The organism is Kineosporia rhizophila, from assembly GCF_021277265.1.
Lineage (GTDB): Bacteria > Actinomycetota > Actinomycetes > Actinomycetales > Kineosporiaceae > Kineosporia > Kineosporia rhizophila.
The window spans coordinates 69,992-91,168 of sequence record NZ_JAJSOH010000008.1; the positions used below are offsets into that span (position 1 = coordinate 69,992).

General features: G+C 67.7%; 16 protein-coding genes. All 16 read left to right on the plus strand.

What is annotated here, in order from left to right:
• Positions 1–21 precede the first annotated feature (21 nt).
• The 16 genes from rplA to rplW all read left to right on the plus strand — a co-directional run bounded on the left by rplA (position 22) and on the right by rplW (position 21,157).
• On the plus strand, positions 22–732 hold the full coding sequence (gene rplA, locus LWF15_RS14110; protein ID WP_232811213.1) for a 50S ribosomal protein L1: 711 nt from the start codon (positions 22–24) through the stop codon (positions 730–732).
• Between the two features lie 271 nt (positions 733–1,003).
• Positions 1,004–2,200: a PP2C family protein-serine/threonine phosphatase gene (locus tag LWF15_RS14115; RefSeq protein WP_232811215.1), complete on the plus strand. Its 1,197-nt coding sequence runs from the start codon at positions 1,004–1,006 to the stop codon at positions 2,198–2,200.
• Positions 2,197–3,909: an ATP-binding protein gene (locus LWF15_RS14120; protein ID WP_232811217.1), complete on the plus strand. Its 1,713-nt coding sequence runs from the start codon at positions 2,197–2,199 to the stop codon at positions 3,907–3,909. Before LWF15_RS14115 ends, LWF15_RS14120 begins: the two co-directional genes overlap by 4 nt.
• Positions 3,906–4,328 carry a response regulator gene (locus tag LWF15_RS14125; protein ID WP_232811218.1) on the plus strand — a complete coding sequence of 141 codons (423 nt, stop codon included), beginning with the start codon at positions 3,906–3,908 and terminating at the stop codon, positions 4,326–4,328. Before LWF15_RS14120 ends, LWF15_RS14125 begins: the two co-directional genes overlap by 4 nt.
• 258 nt (positions 4,329–4,586) lie before the next feature.
• A complete protein-coding gene (rplJ, locus tag LWF15_RS14130) occupies positions 4,587–5,165 on the plus strand; it encodes a 50S ribosomal protein L10 (protein ID WP_232811220.1) in 579 nt (192 codons plus the stop codon).
• A gap of 108 nt (positions 5,166–5,273) precedes the next feature.
• Positions 5,274–5,657 carry a 50S ribosomal protein L7/L12 gene (rplL, locus tag LWF15_RS14135; RefSeq protein WP_232811222.1) on the plus strand — a complete coding sequence of 128 codons (384 nt, stop codon included), beginning with the start codon at positions 5,274–5,276 and terminating at the stop codon, positions 5,655–5,657.
• A 563-nt stretch (positions 5,658–6,220) separates the two neighbouring features.
• Positions 6,221–9,697: a DNA-directed RNA polymerase subunit beta gene (gene rpoB / locus LWF15_RS14140; protein WP_269810150.1), complete on the plus strand. Its 3,477-nt coding sequence runs from the start codon at positions 6,221–6,223 to the stop codon at positions 9,695–9,697.
• Between the two features lie 115 nt (positions 9,698–9,812).
• Positions 9,813–13,688 carry a DNA-directed RNA polymerase subunit beta' gene (locus LWF15_RS14145; RefSeq protein WP_232811226.1) on the plus strand — a complete coding sequence of 1,292 codons (3,876 nt, stop codon included), beginning with the start codon at positions 9,813–9,815 and terminating at the stop codon, positions 13,686–13,688.
• 451 nt (positions 13,689–14,139) lie between these two features.
• Positions 14,140–14,514, plus strand: a complete 375-nt coding sequence (gene rpsL / locus LWF15_RS14150) for a 30S ribosomal protein S12 (protein ID WP_052530777.1) — start codon at positions 14,140–14,142, stop codon at positions 14,512–14,514.
• Positions 14,514–14,984: a 30S ribosomal protein S7 gene (gene rpsG, locus LWF15_RS14155; protein ID WP_052530778.1), complete on the plus strand. Its 471-nt coding sequence runs from the start codon at positions 14,514–14,516 to the stop codon at positions 14,982–14,984. The genes rpsL and rpsG overlap by 1 nt, the downstream gene beginning before the upstream one ends.
• 135 nt (positions 14,985–15,119) lie before the next feature.
• Positions 15,120–17,222 (plus strand): elongation factor G, encoded by a 2,103-nt coding sequence (gene fusA, locus LWF15_RS14160; RefSeq protein ID WP_232811443.1) that lies wholly within the window; start codon positions 15,120–15,122, stop codon positions 17,220–17,222.
• A 62-nt stretch (positions 17,223–17,284) separates the two neighbouring features.
• Entirely contained in the window at positions 17,285–18,481 is a 1,197-nt protein-coding gene (gene tuf, locus LWF15_RS14165) for an elongation factor Tu (RefSeq protein ID WP_232811228.1), read from the plus strand.
• 687 nt (positions 18,482–19,168) lie between these two features.
• The gene (gene rpsJ, locus LWF15_RS14170; RefSeq protein ID WP_052530780.1) at positions 19,169–19,477 is read left to right on the plus strand and encodes a 30S ribosomal protein S10; all 309 of its coding nucleotides are present in this window, start codon (positions 19,169–19,171) and stop codon (positions 19,475–19,477) included.
• Between the two features lie 15 nt (positions 19,478–19,492).
• Complete coding sequence (gene rplC / locus LWF15_RS14175; protein ID WP_232811229.1) at positions 19,493–20,164, plus strand: 50S ribosomal protein L3; 672 nt, start codon at positions 19,493–19,495, stop codon at positions 20,162–20,164.
• 4 nt (positions 20,165–20,168) lie between these two features.
• Positions 20,169–20,849: a 50S ribosomal protein L4 gene (rplD, locus tag LWF15_RS14180; RefSeq protein WP_232811231.1), complete on the plus strand. Its 681-nt coding sequence runs from the start codon at positions 20,169–20,171 to the stop codon at positions 20,847–20,849.
• A 5-nt stretch (positions 20,850–20,854) separates the two neighbouring features.
• A complete protein-coding gene (rplW, locus tag LWF15_RS14185; protein ID WP_232811444.1) occupies positions 20,855–21,157 on the plus strand; it encodes a 50S ribosomal protein L23 in 303 nt (100 codons plus the stop codon).
• Positions 21,158–21,177: the final 20 nt, after the last annotated feature.

Below are 21,177 nucleotides of genomic sequence, written 5' to 3' on the forward strand. Positions count from 1 at the left end.
ACCTTCTCCAGGAGGAGAACCATGAAGCGCAGCAAGGCGTACCGCGCAGCGGCGGAGAAGATCGACAGCGACGAGCTGTACTCCCCGCTCGAGGCGGTCAAGCTGGCCAAGGAGACGTCGGCCACCAAGTACGACGCGACCGTCGAGGTCGCGTTCCGTCTCGGTGTCGACCCCCGTAAGGCCGACCAGATGGTGCGTGGCACCGTGAACCTGCCGAACGGCACCGGTAAGACCGCCCGGGTGCTGGTCTTCGCCACCGGTGACCGTGCCGCCGCGGCCGAGGCCGCCGGCGCCGACATCGTCGGCTCCGACGAGCTGATCACGAAGATCCAGGGCGGCTTCCTGGACTTCGACGCCGTCGTGGCGACCCCCGACCTGATGGGCAAGGTCGGGCGCCTCGGTAAGGTCCTCGGTCCGCGTGGTCTGATGCCGAACCCGAAGACCGGCACGGTGACCATGGACGTCGCCAAGGCGGTCGAGGAGATCAAGGGCGGCAAGATCGAGTTCCGCGTCGACAAGCACTCGAACCTGCACTTCATCATCGGTAAGACCTCGTTCAGCGAGACCCAGCTGGTCCAGAACTACGCGGCGGCGATCGAAGAGGTCATGCGCCTCAAGCCGTCGGCCGCGAAGGGCCGCTACCTGAAGAAGGCGACCATCACCACCACCATGGGCCCGGGCATCCCGGTCGACCCGAACCAGGTGAAGGCGCTCGAGGCGACCCAGGACTGACCTGGCCGCCGTCTCGGGAACCGGTGCTCGGCACCGGTCTCCGGACATCGCACCACCCGGCCCCGTCCGCCTTCGCGGACGGGGCCGTTCTCTTGATCACGATGCTTCCCCACGTCCGCGACCGGCCCGTCCGGGCAAGGTCAATTTCGCCTGATCCGCAAGGTAGGGTTAACGGGCGCGGCGTCCGCGGGAGTGGTTTGCCGCGACGCGGGTCCAGCAGCCGGGCCCCAGCGCTGTTCGCTGTGCGCGGAATGTGTGGGGCGGAGGCCTGGTGTACGAAACGGAACGTCTGGAGGAGCCCGCGGCCCGCTCGGAGAGCAGGCTGCTGCTCGTCGAGGACGACGACGGCGACGCGCTGATCGTCGAAGACCTGCTGGACCTGGCCGGCAGCGGCTTCGAGATCGTTCGCGCGCGCACTCTCAAGCAGGCCCGCGAGCTGCTTCGCCGCACCCGGTTCGGGTGCGTGCTGCTCGACCTCGGCCTGCCCGACGGGCAGGGCCTGGACGTGGTCCACAGCCTGCTCGACGAGGCCTCCGAAGTGGCCGTGATCTGCTTCACCGGCCTGGACGACGAACGCTCGGGGGCCGCCGCGGTCGCCGCGGGCGCCCAGGACTACCTGGTCAAGGGCCAGGTCGACGGTGAGCTGCTGAGCCGCTCGATCCGCTACGCGGTGGAGCGCCGGCGCGCCGAGGAACAGTCCCGCCAGCTCTACGCCAGCGAGGTCCGCACCCAGGAGTACGCCCGGCTGGAGCGCGGCCTGCTGCCGCTCACCCAGACCCGCGACCCCGCGCTCGGGGTCACCGCGCGCTACCGCCCGCAGGCCGGTGACCTGCTCGGCGCCGACTTCTACGACGTGGTCGAGGCGCCCGACGGCCGGGTGTTCGTCCTGATCGGCGGGGTGGCCGGGCACGGCCCGGAAGAGGCCGCGCTCGGAGTCAGCCTGCGGGTCGCCTGGCGTGCGCTGGTGATCGCCGGGGTCGACCCGAACCGGCTCCTGCCGGTGCTGGAGGACGTGCTGATCCGGGAGCGCCGGTCCGAGGAGATCTTCGTCCAGGCCACGCTCTGCGTGATCGACGCCGACCGGCTCACCGCGCACCTGTGGCTGGCCGCCCACCTGCCGCCGATGCTGCTCGACCCGGTGCCCACCCAGCTGCCGGGCGACCCGGCCAGCCTGGCGCTGGGCCTGCTGCCGCCCGGGGCCTGGCGGGGCCGCAAGATCACCCTGCCCACCCGCTGGCGGCTGATGTTCTACACCGACGGCCTGGTCGAGGGCTCACGCGGCCGGGGGCTGCAGCACGAGCTCGGCGTGCCCGGCCTGCTGGAGCTGGCCCAGTCCAGCCGCACCGTCAGCGACGACGGGGCCGAGGTGGTCGACGACCTGCTCGACCGGGTGCAGAGCGCGCACGGCGGCGAACTGCCCGACGACGTGGCGGTCATCGCCGTCCAGTGGCCGAGGGACTTCACGTGAGCACACCGTTCGTCCGACCGGAACGACCGGCCCGCCCGGTCGGCTGGGCCCGCCTGCGGAAGCCGCAGGCCTGGGGGGTGCACGGCCGGATCGCCGCCGCCCTGGCGGTGGTGGTGGCGCTGCTCACCGGCGTGGTCACCGCGGCCACGGTCACGCTGCTGGAGACCCGCGACGTCCAGAAGAACGTGGTCGAGGACTTCTACGAGGGCCTGCGCAGCTCGCAGAACTTCTTCATCGCGATGCTCGACTCCGAGACCGCGATCCGCGGCTACGCCCTCACCGGTGACCGCGCCGCCCTGGAGCCCCTGAACGAGTCCGGGCAGCCCTGGGACAACCCGGTCTCCGGTCACCTGGCGGCCGTTCTGCCGGGGACCGGGGCGATCGGGCCGATGCGCGAGGCAGAGGCCGCGGCGAAGGTCTGGTACACCGACTTCGCCGCGCCCACGATCGAGCGCATCGACGCCGGTGAGACCCTCACCCCGCCCGACTTCGCCGAGGGCCGGGCGCTGTTCGACGCCTTCCGGGCGGAGTACAACGAGGCGATCGGGATCCTGCGGCCGGAACGTCAGGCCGAGGCCGACCACCTGGGCGAGGTCACCAATCTGGGCTTCGCCTTCGGTGTGCTCAGCGCAATCATCTGCCTGGTTGCCGGTCTGGTGCTGTGGAGCCTGATGCGGCGCTGGGTCAGCAACCCGGCCACCCGCCTGGCGGGTGAGGCGCGGATCGTCGCCAACGGTGAGCTCGACCATGTCGTCGTGGGTCAGGGCCCGCCCGAGTTCGTGCAGCTGGGTGACGACGTCGAGCTGATGCGCCAGCGTCTGGTCTCGGAGATCGACCAGGCCGACGAGGCCCGGCGCGAGATGAACCGCTCCCGGGCCGCCCTGGAGGAGCAGACCCTGGAGCTGCAGCGCTCCAACCGCGAGCTCGAGCAGTTCGCCTACGTCGCCTCGCACGACCTGCAGGAACCGCTGCGCAAGGTGGCCAGCTTCTGCCAGATGCTGCAGCGGCGCTACGGCGGCCAGCTGGACGAGCGGGCCGACCAGTACATCCACTTCGCGGTGGACGGCGCCAAGCGCATGCAGCAGCTGATCAACGACCTGCTGGAGTTCTCCCGGGTGGGCCGGATCAGCACGCCCTCGGCCGACGTGAACCTCGCCGACTGCCTGAAGAACGCGATGTACGCGCTGGAGGCGGCCCGGGAGGAGTCCGGGGCCGAGATCGAGGCCGACGAGCTGCCGGTGGTGCACGGCGAGGCGCCGTTGCTCACCCAGCTGCTGCAGAACCTGATCGGCAACGCGATCAAGTTCCGGGCCGCGGCACCCCCGCGGATCCGGCTGACGGTCCGGCAGTCGGGGGAGTTCTGGGAGTTCGCCTGCTCCGACAACGGCATCGGGATCGAGCCGGAGTACGCCGAGCGGGTCTTCCTGATCTTCCAGCGGCTGCACGCCAAGGAGGTCTACGGCGGCACCGGCATCGGCCTGGCCATGTGCAAGAAGATCGTCGAGTACCACGGCGGGCGGATCTGGGTGGAGGAGTCGGCCGCGGCCGGCACCCCCGTCCGGCCGGCCACCGAGGACGCGGACGCACCGGCCGCCGACGGTCCCGGCACGACGATCCGCTGGACCCTGCCGGTGACCACCAGCGCACTGCAGCTCCCCGACGCGCCGGCCGCCGACGAGGTGGCGGAGGGCGAGAAGGTGGCCAAGTGATCGCGGTGCTGCTGGTCGAGGACGACCCGGGCGACGTGCTGATGACCAAGGAGGCGCTGGAGGACACCGGGGTCACCAGCCGGCTGAACGTGGTCGGCGACGGTGCCGAGGCGCTGGACTTCCTCTACCGCCGCGGTGAGTACACCGACGCGCTGCTGCCCGACCTGATCCTGCTCGACCTCAACCTGCCCCGGATGCACGGCCGGGAGGTCCTGCAGGTGATCAAGGAGGACCCGGAGCTGCGGCAGATCCCGGTGGTGGTGCTGACCACCTCGGAGGCCGAGGAGGACGTGCTGCGCAGCTACGACCTGCACGCCAACGCCTACGTGACCAAGCCGGTCGACTTCGAGCGGTTCATCACCACGGTCCGGCACATCGACGACTTCTTCGTCAGCGTGGTGCGGCTGCCGCGCCGTTGACGGCCGCTGATTTTGGAATCGGGGGCGCGTCCCCGTACTCTTGACACAGCCAAAGACCGCCGGTCGCCGTCTCGTCAGAGTTCGGCCCAAGGTCCCGCAGTCAGCGGGCGGCCAGCGCAGGTGACATGTCAGGCTTTCGATCTTCTTCTGCCCCGGCCCGCCGGAACGCAGCGAAAATCCAACGCCCCGTGCGCCTGCGCGGGGCGTTTCGTATTTCTGGGGCCGTGAGTGCACCGGCAACAGAAGTGAAGGAGAGCCATGGCGAGGGCAGACAAGACTGCGACGGTCGCAGAGCTCACCGAGAAGTTCCGCGGTGCCAACGCCGCGGTCCTGACCGAGTACCGCGGGCTGACCGTCGCCCAGCTCACCCAGCTGCGCAAGAACATCCAGGACCACGCGACCTACACGGTCACCAAGAACACGCTGACGAAGCTGGCCGCGCAGAACGCCGGCATCACGGCGTTCGACGGCGAGCTGGCCGGTCCGAGCGCGGTCGCGTTCATCACCGGCGACGCGGTCGAGGTGGCCAAGAGCCTGCGTGACTTCTCGAAGGCCAACCCGGCGCTGGTCGTCAAGGGCGGGTTCCTCGAGGGCAAGCCGCTGACCGCCGACGAGGTGCGCAAGCTGGCCGACCTGGAGTCGCGCGAGGTGCTGCTGGCCAAGATGGCCGGAGCGATGAAGGCGTCCCTCACCAAGGCCGCCGTCCTGTTCCAGGCGCCGCTGTCCAAGACGGTCCGTACCGTCGAGGCGCTGCGCGCCAAGCAGGCCGAGGGTGCGCCCGCGGCCGAGGGCGACACCACCGAGGCCACGCCGGCCGCGGAGACCGTGGACGCCTGATCCACCCCTGAACCAACGGATCCTGCGGGGCAGGTTCGCAGGATCCACACCTCCTCAACGCCGTTGCGCAGCCCGGCTCGCAACGCAGTACCGAAAGGGAATGCCACCATGGCGAAGCTCAGCACCGAAGAACTGCTCGACGCCTTCAAGGAACTGACCCTGATCGAGCTCTCCGAGTTCGTGAAGGCGTTCGAGGAGACCTTCGACGTCACCGCGGCCGCCCCGGTCGCCGTCGCCGCTGCCGGTGGCGGCGCCGCTGCCGCCGAGGTCGTCGAGGAGAAGGACGAGTTCGACGTCATCCTCGAGGCCGCCGGTGACAAGAAGATCCAGGTCATCAAGGAGGTCCGTGGCCTCACGAGCCTGGGCCTGAAGGAGGCCAAGGACCTCGTGGACGGCGCCCCGAAGCCGGTCCTGGAGAAGGTTGCCAAGGACGCTGCGGAGAAGGCCAAGGCGGCCCTCGAGGGCGCCGGCGCCACCGTCACCCTCAAGTGATCCCCGCCCGGCTCGCCGGGCAGCTCTGAGTGACTCCGGTTCCCCCGTACCGCTGGTACGGGGGAACCGCTGTTTTGGGACATTTCACACTCGGTGGGCCGTCGTGCGGTCGGTGCCCACCGACGTCATAAATTGGCACTGAAACATGTCGACATCGGCCGAACGGCCAGGTACCAGGCTCGTTACTCCACCCGATGCCCGGTCGGACCCCCGCGAGCGGGTGAACGAGGCCGGAAGTCGGCGCAAAGTCGGCGCACCGGTCACCGGAATGTCGCGGCGCGTGGGGTTGACGCTGGTCTGAGCGCTTGTCATGCTCTTTCTGCAAGCACCGCCGTCGAGCGTGAAGATGCAGGTGAACGGGCTGTGTCCGACTCCCTGTTGCACACTCGTGACCGGCGACGTGCCGAGGTTGCCAGCACCGGCTGAGATTGCCGGGTAGACAGTCCTGGCCTTTTACGAGTAGGGTGAGCCTTTGCGCTGACCTCTGCCCTCCCCTGCGACCCATTCGCGGGAGATTCAGAGCGCGCGCACGTTACGCCCGCAGGCCCGTGGAAGGACCCCTCTTGGCTGCCTCGCGCACCGCGTTCAGTGGCTCGACTACCCCGTCAGGCCGTATCTCTTTCGCCAAGATCCATGAACCGCTTGAGGTTCCGAACCTCCTGGCATTGCAGACCGAGGCCTTCGACTGGCTCCTCGGCAACGACAAGTGGCAGGGCCGTGTCCAGGCGGCCATCGACGGTGGCAACCAGGCCGTCCCGACCACCTCCGGCCTCGAGGAGATCTTCGAGGAGATCTCGCCGATCGAGGACTTCTCCGGATCGATGAGCCTGTCGTTCCGCGATCACCGCTTCGAACCGCCCAAGTACTCGATCGACGAGTGCAAGGAGCGGGACATGACGTACTCGGCCCCGCTCTTCGTGACGGCCGAGTTCATGAACACCACCACGGGCGAGATCAAGAGCCAGACCGTCTTCATGGGCGACTTCCCGCTCATGACCGAGCGCGGCACGTTCGTGATCAACGGTACCGAGCGCGTGGTCGTCTCCCAGCTGGTCCGTTCGCCGGGCGTGTACTTCGAGCGCTCGATCGACAAGACGTCCGACAAGGACATCTACACGGCCAAGGTGATCCCGTCGCGCGGTGCGTGGCTGGAGTTCGAGATCGACAAGCGCGACATGGTCGGTGTCCGCATCGACCGCAAGCGCAAGCAGTCGGTCACCGTGCTGCTGAAGGCCCTCGGCTGGTCCGAGGCGCAGATCCTGGAGGAGTTCGGCGAGGTCGACTCGATCCGCCAGACCCTCGAGAAGGACCACACCGCCAGCACCGACGAGGCGTTGCTGGACATCTACCGGAAGCTGCGCCCGGGCGAACCGCCGACGCGGGAGGCCGCGCAGACGCTTCTGGAGAACCTGTACTTCAACCCGAAGCGCTACGACCTGGCCAAGGTCGGCCGGTACAAGATCAACAAGAAGCTGGGCCTGAGCCAGCCGCTGTCCGACAGCGTGCTCACGGTGGACGACATCATCGCGGCCATCCGGTTCCTGGTCACGCTGCACGCCGGCGGCAACCAGATGCCCGGCACCAAGAACGGTGAGCCGATCGACCTGGTGGTCGAGGTCGACGACATCGACCACTTCGGCAACCGTCGTCTGCGCACCGTGGGCGAGCTGATCCAGAACCAGGTCCGCACCGGCCTGTCCCGGATGGAGCGCGTCGTCCGCGAGCGGATGACCACCCAGGACGTCGAGGCGATCACCCCGCAGACCCTGATCAACATCCGCCCCGTGGTGGCGTCGATCAAGGAGTTCTTCGGCACCTCGCAGCTGTCGCAGTTCATGGACCAGAACAACCCGCTGGCCGGCCTGACCCACAAGCGCCGCCTCTCGGCGCTGGGCCCGGGTGGTCTGTCCCGTGAGCGGGCCGGGTTCGAGGTCCGTGACGTGCACACCTCGCACTACGGCCGGATGTGCCCGATCGAGACCCCGGAAGGCCCGAACATCGGCCTGATCGGCTCGCTCGCCACCTACGCGCGGATCAACCCGTTCGGTTTCGTCGAGACCCCGTACCGCAAGGCCGAGAACGGCCAGGTCCTCGACGAGATCCAGTACCTGACCGCCGACGAGGAAGACCACGTCGTGGTCGCCCAGGCGAACGCGCTGCTGACCGAGGACAACCGGTTCGCCGAGGAAGGCGTCCTGTCCCGCTCCAAGGACGGCGAGGCCGAACTGGTCCCGGCCAACGAGGTCGACTACATGGACGTCTCGGCCCGGCAGATGGTCTCCGTGGCCACCGCGCTGATCCCGTTCCTCGAGCACGACGACGCCAACCGCGCCCTGATGGGCTCGAACATGCAGCGTCAGGCCGTGCCACTGGTGAAGTCCGAGGCTCCGCTGGTGGGTACCGGCATGGAGTTCCGGGCCGCGGTGGACGCCGGTGACGTGGTCGTCGCGCACACCGCCGGTGTGGTCACCGAGGTGTCGGCCGAGGCCGTCACCACGATGAACGACGACGGTTCGCACACCACGTACAAGATCGCCAAGTTCCGCCGGTCCAACCAGGGCACCTCCTACAACCAGCGCGTGCTGGTCGACGAGGGTGCGCGCCTGGAGGTCGGCTCGGTCATCGCCGACGGCCCGGCCACCGACCTGGGCGAGATGGCCCTGGGCAAGAACCTGCTGGTCGCGTTCATGTCCTGGGAAGGGCACAACTACGAGGACGCGATCATCCTCTCCCAGCGTCTGGTGCAGGACGACGTCCTCTCCTCGATCCACATCGAGGAGCACGAGGTCGACGCCCGCGACACCAAGCTGGGCCCGGAGGAGATCACCCGGGACATCCCGAACGTCGCCGAGGAGGTCCTGGCCGACCTCGACGAGCGGGGCATCATCCGGATCGGTGCCGAGGTCGTGCCCGGCGACATCCTGGTCGGCAAGGTCACGCCCAAGGGCGAGACCGAGCTGACCCCGGAGGAACGCCTGCTGCGCGCCATCTTCGGTGAGAAGGCCCGGGAGGTCCGGGACACCTCGCTGAAGGTGCCGCACGGTGAGAGCGGCACGGTCATCGGCGTCAAGGTCTTCGACCGCGAGGACGGCGACGAGCTGCCCCCCGGTGTCAACCAGCTGGTGCGCGTGTACGTGGCGCAGAAGCGGAAGATCACCGACGGCGACAAGCTGGCCGGCCGGCACGGCAACAAGGGCGTCATCTCCAAGATCCTCCCCGTCGAGGACATGCCGTTCCTCGAGGACGGCACCCCGGTCGACATCGTGCTCAACCCGCTCGGTGTGCCGAGCCGGATGAACGTGGGCCAGGTCCTGGAGACGCACCTGGGCTGGGTCGCCTCGCGCGGCTGGGAGATCGAGGGCGACCCCGACTGGGCGAAGCTGATCACCCCGGACCGCCGCCAGGCCGAGCCGAACACCCGGGTCGCCTCGCCGGTCTTCGACGGTGTGCGGGAAGAGGAGATCATCGGTCTGCTCGACTCCACCCGCAAGACCCGTGACGGCGTGCGCCTGATCGACGGTTCCGGCAAGGCGACGATCTTCGACGGCCGCACCGGCGAGAAGCTGCCGATGCCGGTCTCGGTGGGCTACATGTACATCCTGAAGCTCCACCACCTGGTCGACGACAAGATCCACGCCCGTTCCACCGGCCCCTACTCGATGATCACGCAGCAGCCGCTGGGTGGTAAGGCGCAGTTCGGTGGCCAGCGCTTCGGTGAGATGGAGGTGTGGGCCCTGGAGGCCTACGGCGCCTCCTACGCCCTGCAGGAACTGCTGACGATCAAGTCGGACGACGTGGTCGGCCGGGTGAAGGTCTACGAGGCCATCGTCAAGGGCGAGAACATCCCCGAGCCGGGCATCCCGGAGTCGTTCAAGGTTCTGATCAAGGAAATGCAGTCGCTCTGCCTCAACGTGGAGGTGCTGTCCAGCGACGGCACGTCCATCGAGATGCGCGACTCGGACGAGGACGTGTTCCGGGCCGCCGAGGAGCTGGGCATCGACCTGTCCCGCCGCGAGCCGAGCAGCGTCGAGGAAGTCTGATCCGCTGAGGCCGGCCGCGCGTCCTGCGGGACGCGCGGCCTGGCCCACGGCTCACCTGAGCTACGAGCACGGTCAGTAGAAAACAAGAACTACCCAGGAGAAAGCAGGCAACGTCTTGCTGGACGTTAACTTCTTCGACGAACTGCGTATCGGCCTGGCCACCGCCGAGAACATCCGGCAGTGGTCGCACGGCGAGGTGAAGAAGCCGGAGACCATCAACTACCGCACCCTGAAGCCGGAGAAGGACGGGCTCTTCTGCGAGAAGATCTTCGGCCCCACCCGGGACTGGGAGTGCTACTGCGGTAAGTACAAGCGGGTTCGCTTCAAGGGCATCATCTGCGAGCGCTGTGGCGTCGAGGTCACGCGCGCCAAGGTGCGCCGCGAGCGGATGGGCCACATCGAGCTGGCCGCCCCGGTCACCCACATCTGGTACTTCAAGGGTGTCCCGAGCCGGCTCGGCTACCTGCTCGACCTGGCGCCGAAGGACCTCGAGAAGGTCATCTACTTCGCCGCCTACATGATCACCTGGGTCGACGACGAGAACCGTCACCGGGATCTGCCCTCGATGGAAGCCAACATCGAGGTGGAGAAGAAGGAGATCGAGAACCGGCGCGACGCCGACGTCGAGGCCCGGGCCAAGCGCCTGGAGAGCGACCTGGCCGAGCTCGAGGCCGAGGGCGCCAAGGGTGACGTGCGCCGCAAGGTCAAGGAGTCGGCCGAGCGCGAGATGTCGCAGCTGCGCAAGCGCGCCGACGCCGAGATCGACCGCATCCAGCAGGTCTGGGACCGCTTCAAGAACCTGAAGGTCCAGGACCTCGAGGGTGACGAGATCCTGTACCGCGAGATGCGGGACCGGTTCGGCATGTACTTCGAGGGCGGGATGGGCGCCGCCGCGATCCAGAAGCGGCTGGAGTCGTTCGACCTGGACGCCGAGGCCGACAACCTGCGCGAGACCATCGCGACCGGCAAGGGCCAGCGCAAGACCCGTGCCCTGAAGCGGCTCAAGGTCGTCTCCGCGTTCCTCACCACGAACAACTCGCCGCTGGGCATGGTGCTCGACTGCGTCCCGGTGATCCCGCCGGACCTGCGCCCGATGGTGCAGCTGGACGGTGGCCGGTTCGCCACCTCCGACCTGAACGACCTGTACCGCCGCGTGATCAACCGGAACAACCGGCTCAAGCGCCTGCTCGACCTGGGCGCGCCGGAGATCATCGTCAACAACGAGAAGCGGATGCTGCAGGAGGCCGTCGACGCGCTGTTCGACAACGGCCGCCGCGGCCGGCCGGTGACCGGCCCGGGCAACCGTCCGCTGAAGTCGCTGTCCGACATGCTCAAGGGCAAGCAGGGTCGTTTCCGGCAGAACCTGCTCGGTAAGCGCGTCGACTACTCCGGCCGTTCGGTCATCGTGGTCGGCCCGCAGCTGAAGCTGCACCAGTGCGGTCTGCCCAAGCAGATGGCCCTGGAGCTGTTCAAGCCGTTCGTGATGAAGCGCCTGGTCGACCTGAACCACGCGCAGAACATCAAGTCGGCCAAGCGGATGGTCGAGCGCGCCCGCCCGGTGGTGTGGGACGTGCTGGAAGAGGTCATCTCCGAGCACCCGGTCCTGCTGAACCGCGCGCCCACCCTGCACCGTCTGGGTATCCAGGCGTTCGAGCCGCAGCTGGTCGAGGGCAAGGCCATCCAGATCCACCCGCTGGTCTGCTCGGCCTTCAACGCCGACTTCGACGGCGACCAGATGGCGGTGCACCTGCCGCTGTCGGCCGAGGCCCAGGCCGAGGCCCGGATCCTGATGCTTTCGAGCAACAACATCCTGAAGCCGGCCGACGGCCGGCCGGTGACCATGCCCACCCAGGACATGATCATCGGTCTGTACCACCTGACTCTCGACAACGACGAGAGCCCGGTCGGCGAGGGCCGTTCGTTCAGCTCGGTGTCCGAGGCCCAGATGGCCTTCGACAGCGGTCACCTGCACCTGCAGGCGAAGATCAAGCTGCGCTTCGACGACATCGTGCCGCCGCGCGACTGGGTCGCTCCCGAGGAGTGGGTCCAGGGCGACCCGATCATCCTCGAGACCAGCCTGGGCCGGGCGCTGTTCAACCAGACCCTGCCGCCGGACTACGCGTTCGTCGACCAGGTGGTGGGCAAGAAGGAACTCTCGGCGATCGTCAACGACCTCGCCGAGCGTTACCCGAAGGTCGCCGTGGCCGCGACGCTGGACGCCCTCAAGGCGGCCGGTTTCCACTGGGCCACCCGCTCGGGCGTCACGGTCTCGATCTCCGACGTGGTCACCCCGCCGGCCAAGGCGGGCATCCTCGACGAGCACGAGACCCGCGCCGCCAAGGTGCAGTCGCAGTACCTGCGCGGTCTGATCACCGACGAGGAGCGCCGTCAGGAGCTCATCGGGATCTGGACCGAGGCGACCAACCGGGTCGCCAAGGCGATGGAGGACAACCTCCCGCGGACCAACTCCATCTTCAAGATGGTGTCCTCGGGTGCCCGTGGTAACTGGATGCAGATGCGCCAGATCGCGGGTATGCGAGGCCTGGTGGCCAACCCCAAGGGCGAGATCATCCCGCGCCCGATCAAGGCCAACTTCCGCGAGGGCCTGTCGGTGGTCGAGTTCTTCATCTCGACCCACGGTGCCCGTAAGGGTCTGGCCGACACCGCCCTGCGTACCGCCGACTCGGGTTACCTGACCCGTCGTCTGGTGGACGTCTCGCAGGACGTGATCATCCGCGAGGAGGACTGCGGCACCGAGCGCGGTCTGATGATGCCGATCGCCACCACCGGTGCCGACGGCACGATCCGGGCCCACGACTCGGTCGAGAACAGCGTCTACGCGCGGTCTCTCGCCCAGGACGTGGTGGTCGGCGGCGAGGTCGTCCTGGCCGCCAACACCGACCTGGGTGACCCGAGCATCGAGCTGCTGCTGGGCAAGGGCGTCTCCGAGGTCAAGGTGCGCTCCGTGCTCACCTGCGAGTCCAAGGTCGGCACCTGCGCCCGCTGCTACGGCCGGTCGCTGGCGGCCGGTCACCTCGTGGACATCGGCGAGGCCGTCGGCATCATCGCGGCCCAGTCGATCGGTGAGCCGGGTACCCAGCTGACCATGCGTACCTTCCACACCGGTGGTGTCGCGGGTGAGGACATCACCCACGGTCTGCCGCGTGTGCAGGAGCTCTTCGAGGCGCGTACCCCCAAGGGCGTGGCCCCGATCTCCGAGGCCGCCGGCCGGGTGCGGATCGACGACACCGACCGTTCGCGCAAGCTGGTCGTGGTGCCGGACGACGGCTCCGAAGAGGTCGCCTACCCGGTGTCGAAGCGTTCCCGCCTGCTGGTGGAGGACGGTCAGCAGGTCGAGGTCGGCCAGAAGCTGATCCAGGGCGCGATCGACCCCAAGCAGGTGCTGCGCATCCTCGGGCCGCGTGCGGTCCAGGTGCACCTGGTCGACGAGGTGCAGAACGTGTACCGCAGCCAGGGTGTGGGTATCCACGACAAGCACATCGAGGTGATCGTCCGCCAGATGCTGAAGCGGGTCACCATCATCGAGTCCGGCGACGCCGAGCTGCTGCCCGGTGAGCTGGTCGAGCGGGCCCGGTTCGAGACCGAGAACCGGCGCGTGGTGGCCGAGGGCCTCCAGCCCGCCTCGGCCCGTCCGGACCTGATGGGGATCACGAAGGCGTCGCTGGCGACCGACTCGTGGCTGTCGGCGGCCTCCTTCCAGGAGACCACCCGGGTGCTCACGAACGCCGCGATGGAGGGCCGCAGCGACCCGCTGCTGGGCCTCAAGGAGAACGTCATCCTCGGTAAGCTCATCCCGGCCGGTACGGGTCTGCCCCGCTACCGCAACGTGCGGGTCGAGCCGACCGAAGAGGCGAAGGCCGCCATGTACGCGATGCCCGGCTACGAAGAGGTCGACTACGGCCACTTCGGGGTGGGCACCGGTCAGGCGGTCCCGCTGGAGGAGTTCGACCTCGGCCGTTACGACCGCTGAGGCTCGGGACCACTGATGTGCCCCAGGCGGCTCCGCGTTCCGGAGGAACAAAACCGGCACGCGGGGCCGTTTGGGATCGAGGTAGCAGTGGTGGGGCCGGCGTCCGGCCGGCCCCGCTCTGTCAGCAGGACGAGGCGAAGAGACAAGCGCCTCACCCGTGTGCGGGCCGTTTTGACGCTCGCCGCGGGCAACGGGTAGCCTCACACTTCGTGCCCGAGTTCTCTCGGGCTGCCGCGCGTGCCCTCCTGACGGTCCGGAAGCTGTCAGCGTGCGATACGCAGCGGAGCTCCCACCCCGCGGGACGTCGCCGGGCCAGGTCGCGAGGTAAGCGACACGCCCGAGCGCGGGGTGCGGCCCCAGAGGCTGTGCGCGACGATCCGGACAACCGCAAGGCCAGTAAGACAGCAAGTCAGGTAGAGCAGCACAAGCGAGCAGAGAGTTCGGAGAACCGGTGCCCACGATCCAGCAGCTGGTCCGAAAGGGCCGGCAGGACAAGGTCAGCAAGACCAAGACCCCTGCTCTGAAGGGCAGCCCCCAGCGCCGCGGCGTGTGCACGCGTGTGTACACGACCACGCCGAAGAAGCCGAACTCCGCTCTGCGCAAGGTCGCTCGTGTGAAGCTGACCTCCCAGATCGAGGTCACGGCGTACATCCCGGGTGTCGGTCACAACCTGCAGGAGCACTCGATCGTGCTCGTCCGCGGCGGCCGTGTGAAGGACCTCCCCGGCGTGCGGTACAAGATCATCCGCGGTTCCCTCGACACCCAGGGTGTGAAGAACCGTAAGCAGGCTCGCAGCCGTTACGGCGCGAAGAAGGAGAAGAGCTAATGCCCCGCAAGGGCCCGGCCCCGAAGCGGCCGCTCGTCATCGACCCCGTGTACGGCTCGCCGCTGGTCACCCAGCTGGTGAACAAGATCCTCCTCGACGGTAAGAAGTCCACCGCCGAGAAGATCGTCTACGAAGCGCTCGAGGGCTGCCGCGACAAGACCGGTAACGACCCGGTCATCACGCTGAAGCGCGCGCTCGACAACGTGAAGCCGACCCTCGAGGTCCGCAGCCGCCGCGTCGGTGGCGCGACCTACCAGGTCCCGGTCGAGGTCAAGGCCGGCCGCTCCACCACGCTGGCCCTGCGCTGGCTGGTGGGCTACTCCCGGGCCCGTCGGGAAAAGACGATGACGGACCGTCTGATGAACGAGATCCTGGACGCGTCCAACGGTCTCGGCGCGGCGGTCAAGCGTCGCGAGGACACCCACAAGATGGCCGAGTCGAACCGCGCGTTCGCTCACTACCGCTGGTAATTAAGCCGGTAGTCATCTACCCACCGCTGCGGCCGCCGGGATCCGGCGGCCACAGTGGCGCCGGGGAAGCCCGGCAGTCACGCACTGCGGGTCTTTCCCCCCTGAAACACAAACCTCATGAGAGAGGCGATCGACGTGGCACAAGACGTGCTGACGGACCTCAACAAGGTCCGCAACATCGGCATCATGGCTCACATCGACGCCGGCAAGACCACCACCACTGAGCGGATCCTGTTCTACACCGGGATCAACTACAAGATCGGTGAGGTCCACGACGGCGCGGCCACGATGGACTGGATGGAGCAGGAGCAGGAGCGGGGTATCACCATCACCTCCGCCGCCACCACCTGCTTCTGGGAAGGCAACCAGATCAACCTGATCGACACCCCCGGGCACGTCGACTTCACCGTCGAGGTCGAGCGCAACCTGCGCGTCCTCGACGGCGCGGTCGCGGTGTTCGACGGCAAGGAGGGTGTCGAGCCGCAGTCGGAGACGGTGTGGCGGCAGGCCGACAAGTACGACGTCCCGCGGATCTGCTTCGTCAACAAGATGGACAAGCTCGGCGCGGACTTCTACTTCACGGTCCAGACGATCATCGACCGTCTGGGTGCGAAGCCGCTGGTCGTCCAGCTGCCGATCGGTGCCGAGTCCGACTTCCTCGGTGTCATCGACCTGATCTACATGCGGGCGCTGACCTGGCGGGGCGACACCGGCAAGGGTGAGGCCTACGAGATCGAGGAGATCCCGGCCGACCTCAAGGAGAAGGCCGAGGAGTGGCGTCAGAAGCTGCTCGAGACCGTGGCCGAGTCCGACGAGGCCCTGCTCGAGAAGTTCTTCGGCGGCGAGGAGCTCACGCCCGAGGAGATCAAGGGCGCGATCCGCAAGATGACGATCGCCTCCGAGGTCAACCCGGTGCTGTGCGGTTCGGCGTTCAAGAACAAGGGCGTGCAGCCCATGCTCGACGCCGTGATCGACTACCTGCCGACCCCGCTGGACGTCCCGGACGTCGAGGGCACCGACCCGAAGGACGAGGAGAAGACCCTCACCCGGGCCGCGAACAACGACGCCCCGTTCTCCGCCCTGGCCTTCAAGATCGCGGCGCACCCGTTCTTCGGGAAGCTGACCTACATCCGGGTGTACTCCGGCAAGGTGGCCAGCGGCGCCCAGGTCGTGAACTCGACCAAGGGCAAGAAGGAGCGCATCGGGAAGATCTTCCAGATGCACTCCAACAAGGAGAACCCGGTCGAGGAGGCCGCAGCCGGCCACATCTACGCGGTCATCGGGCTGAAGGACACCACGACCGGTGAGACGCTCTCCGACCCGACGAACCCCATCGTCCTGGAGTCGATGACGTTCCCGGAGCCGGTCATCTCGGTGGCGATCGAGCCGAAGACCAAGGGCGACCAGGAGAAGCTGGGCACCGCGATCCAGAAGCTCGCCGAGGAGGACCCGACGTTCCAGGTCCGCCAGGACGAGGAGACGGGTCAGACGATCATCGCCGGCATGGGCGAGCTCCACCTGGACATCCTGGTGGACCGCATGCGCCGCGAGTTCAAGGTCGAGGCGAACGTCGGCAAGCCGCAGGTCGCCTACCGCGAGACCATCCGCAAGGCGGTCGTCAAGCTCGACTACACCCACAAGAAGCAGACCGGTGGGTCGGGCCAGTACGCCAAGGTGCAGGTGACCATCGAGCCGATGGACACGTCGGAAGGCGTGTTCTACGAGTTCGAGAACAAGGTCACCGGTGGTCGCGTCCCGCGCGAGTACATCCCGAGCGTGGACGCCGGTATCCAGGACGCCATGCAGTTCGGCATCCTGGCGGGCTACCCGCTGGTCGGCATCAAGGCCATCCTGCTCGACGGTGCGGCGCACGACGTCGACTCGTCCGAGATGGCGTTCAAGATCGCCGGCTCGATGGTGCTGAAGGAGGCTGCCCGCAAGGCCAGCCCCGTGCTCCTGGAGCCGATGATGGCCGTCGAGGTGCGCACGCCGATGGAGTACATGGGCGACGTGATCGGCGACCTGAACTCCCGCCGTGGCCAGATCCAGGCCATGGAGGACATCAGTGGCGCCAAGGTCGTCAAGGCCCTGGTTCCGCTGTCGGAGATGTTCGGTTACGTCGGAGACCTGCGCAGCAAGACGCAGGGGCGCGCCGTCTACACCATGCAGTTCGACTCCTACGCAGAGGTTCCCCGGAACGTTGCGGAAGAGATCATCAAGAAGGTTCGCGGCGAGTAATCGCGCCACCAGCATCCCGTCGAACCAAGAACAGAAATCAACCCGTCCGACAGGAGGACCCCGTGGCGAAGGCGAAGTTCGAGCGGACTAAGCCGCACGTCAACATCGGTACCATTGGTCACATCGACCACGGTAAGACGACGCTGACGGCTGCGATCAGCAAGACCCTGCACACCAAGTGGCCGGACCTCAACCCGGACACGCAGGCGTTCGACCAGATCGACAAGGCGCCGGAAGAGCGCCAGCGTGGTATCACGATCTCGATCGCTCACATCGAGTACCAGACCGAGACGCGTCACTACGCGCACGTCGACTGCCCCGGTCACGCCGACTACATCAAGAACATGATCACCGGTGCGGCCCAGATGGACGGCGCCATCCTCGTGGTGGCGGCGACCGACGGCCCGATGCCGCAGACCCGTGAGCACGTGCTGCTCGCGCGTCAGGTCGGCGTCCCCTACATCGTCGTGGCCCTGAACAAGTCCGACATGGTGGACGACGAAGAGATCATGGAGCTCGTCGAGCTCGAGGTCCGTGAGCTCCTGTCCTCCTACGAGTTCCCGGGCGACGACCTGCCGATCGTGCGGGTCTCCGCGCTGAAGGCTCTCGAGGGCGACGCCGAGTGGCAGGAGAAGGTCCTCGAGCTGCTGGCCGCGGTCGACGAGCACATCCCCGAGCCGCAGCGGGACACGGACAAGCCGTTCCTGATGCCGATCGAGGACGTCTTCACGATCACCGGTCGTGGCACCGTCGTGACCGGCAAGGTCGAGCGCGGCATCCTGAAGACCAACGAGACCGTCGAGATCGTCGGGATCAAGGACAAGTCGACGACCACCACGGTCACGGCGATCGAGATGTTCCGCAAGACCCTCGACGAGGCCATGGCCGGCGAGAACTGCGGTCTGCTCCTGCGTGGTATCAAGCGCGAGGACGTGGAGCGCGGCCAGGTCGTGGTCAAGCCGGGCTCGATCACCCCGCACACGAACTTCGAGGCGAACGTCTACATCCTCTCGAAGGACGAGGGTGGCCGTCACACGCCGTTCTACGACTCCTACCGTCCGCAGTTCTACTTCCGGACCACGGACGTCACCGGCGTTGTGAAGCTCCCCGAGGGCACCGAGATGGTCATGCCGGGCGACAACACCGAGATGTCGGTCGAGCTGATCCAGCCGATCGCCATGGAGGACGGCCTGCTGTTCGCCATCCGTGAGGGTGGCCGGACCGTCGGTTCGGGTCGCGTCACCAAGATCATCAAGTAGTACTCTCCAGCGGCGGCAGCCTTCGGGCTGTCGCCGCTGGCGTGCGTTCAGGGTCCTTCCGGCCCGGCGCCGCTGTGCCGGCCACCTCCTGGCCGTGGACCTCCGGATCGTTCCGGTCGGTGCGCAGCTCCCAACCAACCGAACTCGCGGAATGCGAAAGCGGGGGAGCGCTCTCCGGTCCGGGCGAGGGTGGCCCACGCAGGGGATGACGGGTCTGGCGGCGCGGTCCGGAAGTCCTGGAACCCCGGTGGTAGCACCTGGTCTCCGGGGGGAGGTGTTCACCGTCAGGACCGCGATTGGTCAACGGTGGGCTGCGTCTGGCACACTGGACAGGTTGCTCGCGCACAGCCGTGTCCGTCGCGCCCTTTGCGGGGCCCGGATTGGCCGCGCGCAGTGACCACCAACAGCACCAACCGGTTCAGACCCCTGGTCTCGTCGGGAACGACGGGCAAGTCTGATCGACGAACGCGACACGCCCGACCTCGGGGGTCGGTGTTCGACAGCCTGACCCAGAACGGGGTGTCAGCGTCGCAGAAGACGTGGAACACCAGCACGACCAGCTAGACAGCAGTTGCGAAGGCCCGAGCCGCGCTCCACGGCCCGGGTGGACCACAGACAGTGCCGACCGGTCGCTACTCCAGGCCGGTCAACGCCTGTCGACCAAGCGAAAGAGAGCGCAACGACGCCATGGCGGGACAAAAGATCCGCATCCGGCTGAAGGCCTACGACCACGAGGTCATCGACAGCTCGGCCCGCAAGATCGTCGACACGGTCGTTCGCACGGGCGCGACGGTCGCAGGGCCGGTGCCGCTGCCGACGGAGAAGAACGTTTTCTGCGTCATCCGTTCGCCGCACAAGTACAAGGACAGCCGCGAGCACTTCGAGATGCGCACCCACAAGCGGTTGATCGACATCATCAACCCGACGCCGAAGACGGTGGACTCGCTGATGCGGCTTGACCTGCCCGCCGGCGTGGACATCGAGATCAAGCTCTAGAAGGACCTCCTGAAGATGACTCTCAAGACGATCAGCAAGCCGACGGTGCGAGCCGTCAAGGGCTTGCTCGGCGAAAAGCTCGGGATGACCCAGGTCTGGGACGCCAACAACCGGCTCGTCCCGGTCACCGTCATCCAGGTGGGTCCGTGCGTCGTCACTCAGGTGCGCAGCGCTGAGGGCGAGGGCTACCCGGGCGTCCAGATCGCGTACGGCGCGATCGACCCCCGCAAGGTGACCAAGCCGCTGGCCGGGCACTTCGAGAAGGCCGGCGTGACGCCGCGGCGCCACATCGTGGAGCTGCGCACGGCCGACGCGACCGAGTACAGCCTGGGCCAGGAGCTCACGGTGGAGACCTTCGAGGCCGGCCAGGTGGTCGACGTCTCGGGTACCACCAAGGGCAAGGGCTGGGCCGGTGGCATGAAGCGCCACGGCTTCAAGGGCCTCGGCGCCTCGCACGGTACGCAGCGCAAGCACCGTTCCCCGGGCTCCATCGGCGGTTGCGCCACCCCCGGTCGTGTCTTCAAGGGCACGCGGATGGCCGGCCGCATGGGTGGCGAGCGGCAGACCACGCAGAACCTCAGCGTGTACGCCGTCGACGCCGAGCGCGGTCTGCTCCTGATCAAGGGTGCCGTTCCCGGACCGCGCGGCGGCATCGTCCTGGTCCGCACCGCGGCGAAGAAGGGCTGAGGCAATGGCCACCGAAACCACCACCAAGCTGAGCCTGGACGTCGTGGACGGCGTGGGTGAGAAGGTCGGCTCCGTCGATCTGCCCGCGGCGATCTTCGACGCCCAGACCAACGTGCCGCTGATCCACCAGGTCGTCGTGGCCCAGCTGGCCGCGGCCCGCCAGGGCACGCACGACACGAAGACCCGTGGCGAGGTCCGGGGCGGCGGCAAGAAGCCGTACCGCCAGAAGGGCACCGGCCGCGCCCGTCAGGGCTCTACCCGCGCGCCGCAGTTCGCCGGCGGTGGCGTCGTGCACGGCCCCACGCCGCGCAACTACGCCCAGCGCACCCCGAAGAAGATGATCGCCGCCGCGCTGCGGGGATCGCTCTCGGACCGCAACCGTCACGGTCGCGTCCACGTGCTCTCCGAGCTGGTCAAGGGCGACGCCCCGTCGACCAAGTCGGTCGCGAAGGCCCTGGCCGGCATCACCGAGCGGCAGAACGTGCTGGTCGTCGTGACCCGGACCGACGAGGTCGGCAAGCGCAGCCTGTCCAACCTGGACAGCGTGCACGTGCTGCCCTTCGACCAGCTGAACGCCTACGACGTGCTGTGCGCCGACGACGTGGTGTTCACCAAGGCCGCGCTGGACTCGTTCCTCGAGAGCCCGGTCGTCACCAAGGTCACCGCGAAGGAGGCTGCCAAGTGAGCACCATCGGAGGCGTCCACAAGGACCCGCGCGACATCCTGCTGGCGCCGGTCGTCTCGGAGAAGAGCTACACGCTCCTGGACGAGGGCAAGTACACCTTCCTGGTGAACCCGGCCGCCAACAAGACCGAGATCAAGATCGCCGTCGAGACGGTGTTCGGGGTCAAGGTCGCCGCCGTGAACACCGCGAACCGGCAGGGCAAGACCCGCCGCACGCGGACCGGCACGGGCAAGCGCAAGGACACCAAGCGCGCGATCATCACGCTGAGCGAAGGCACCATCGACATCTTCGGCGGGCCGGTCTCCTGAGGCCCCAGCGTTCCGATCCG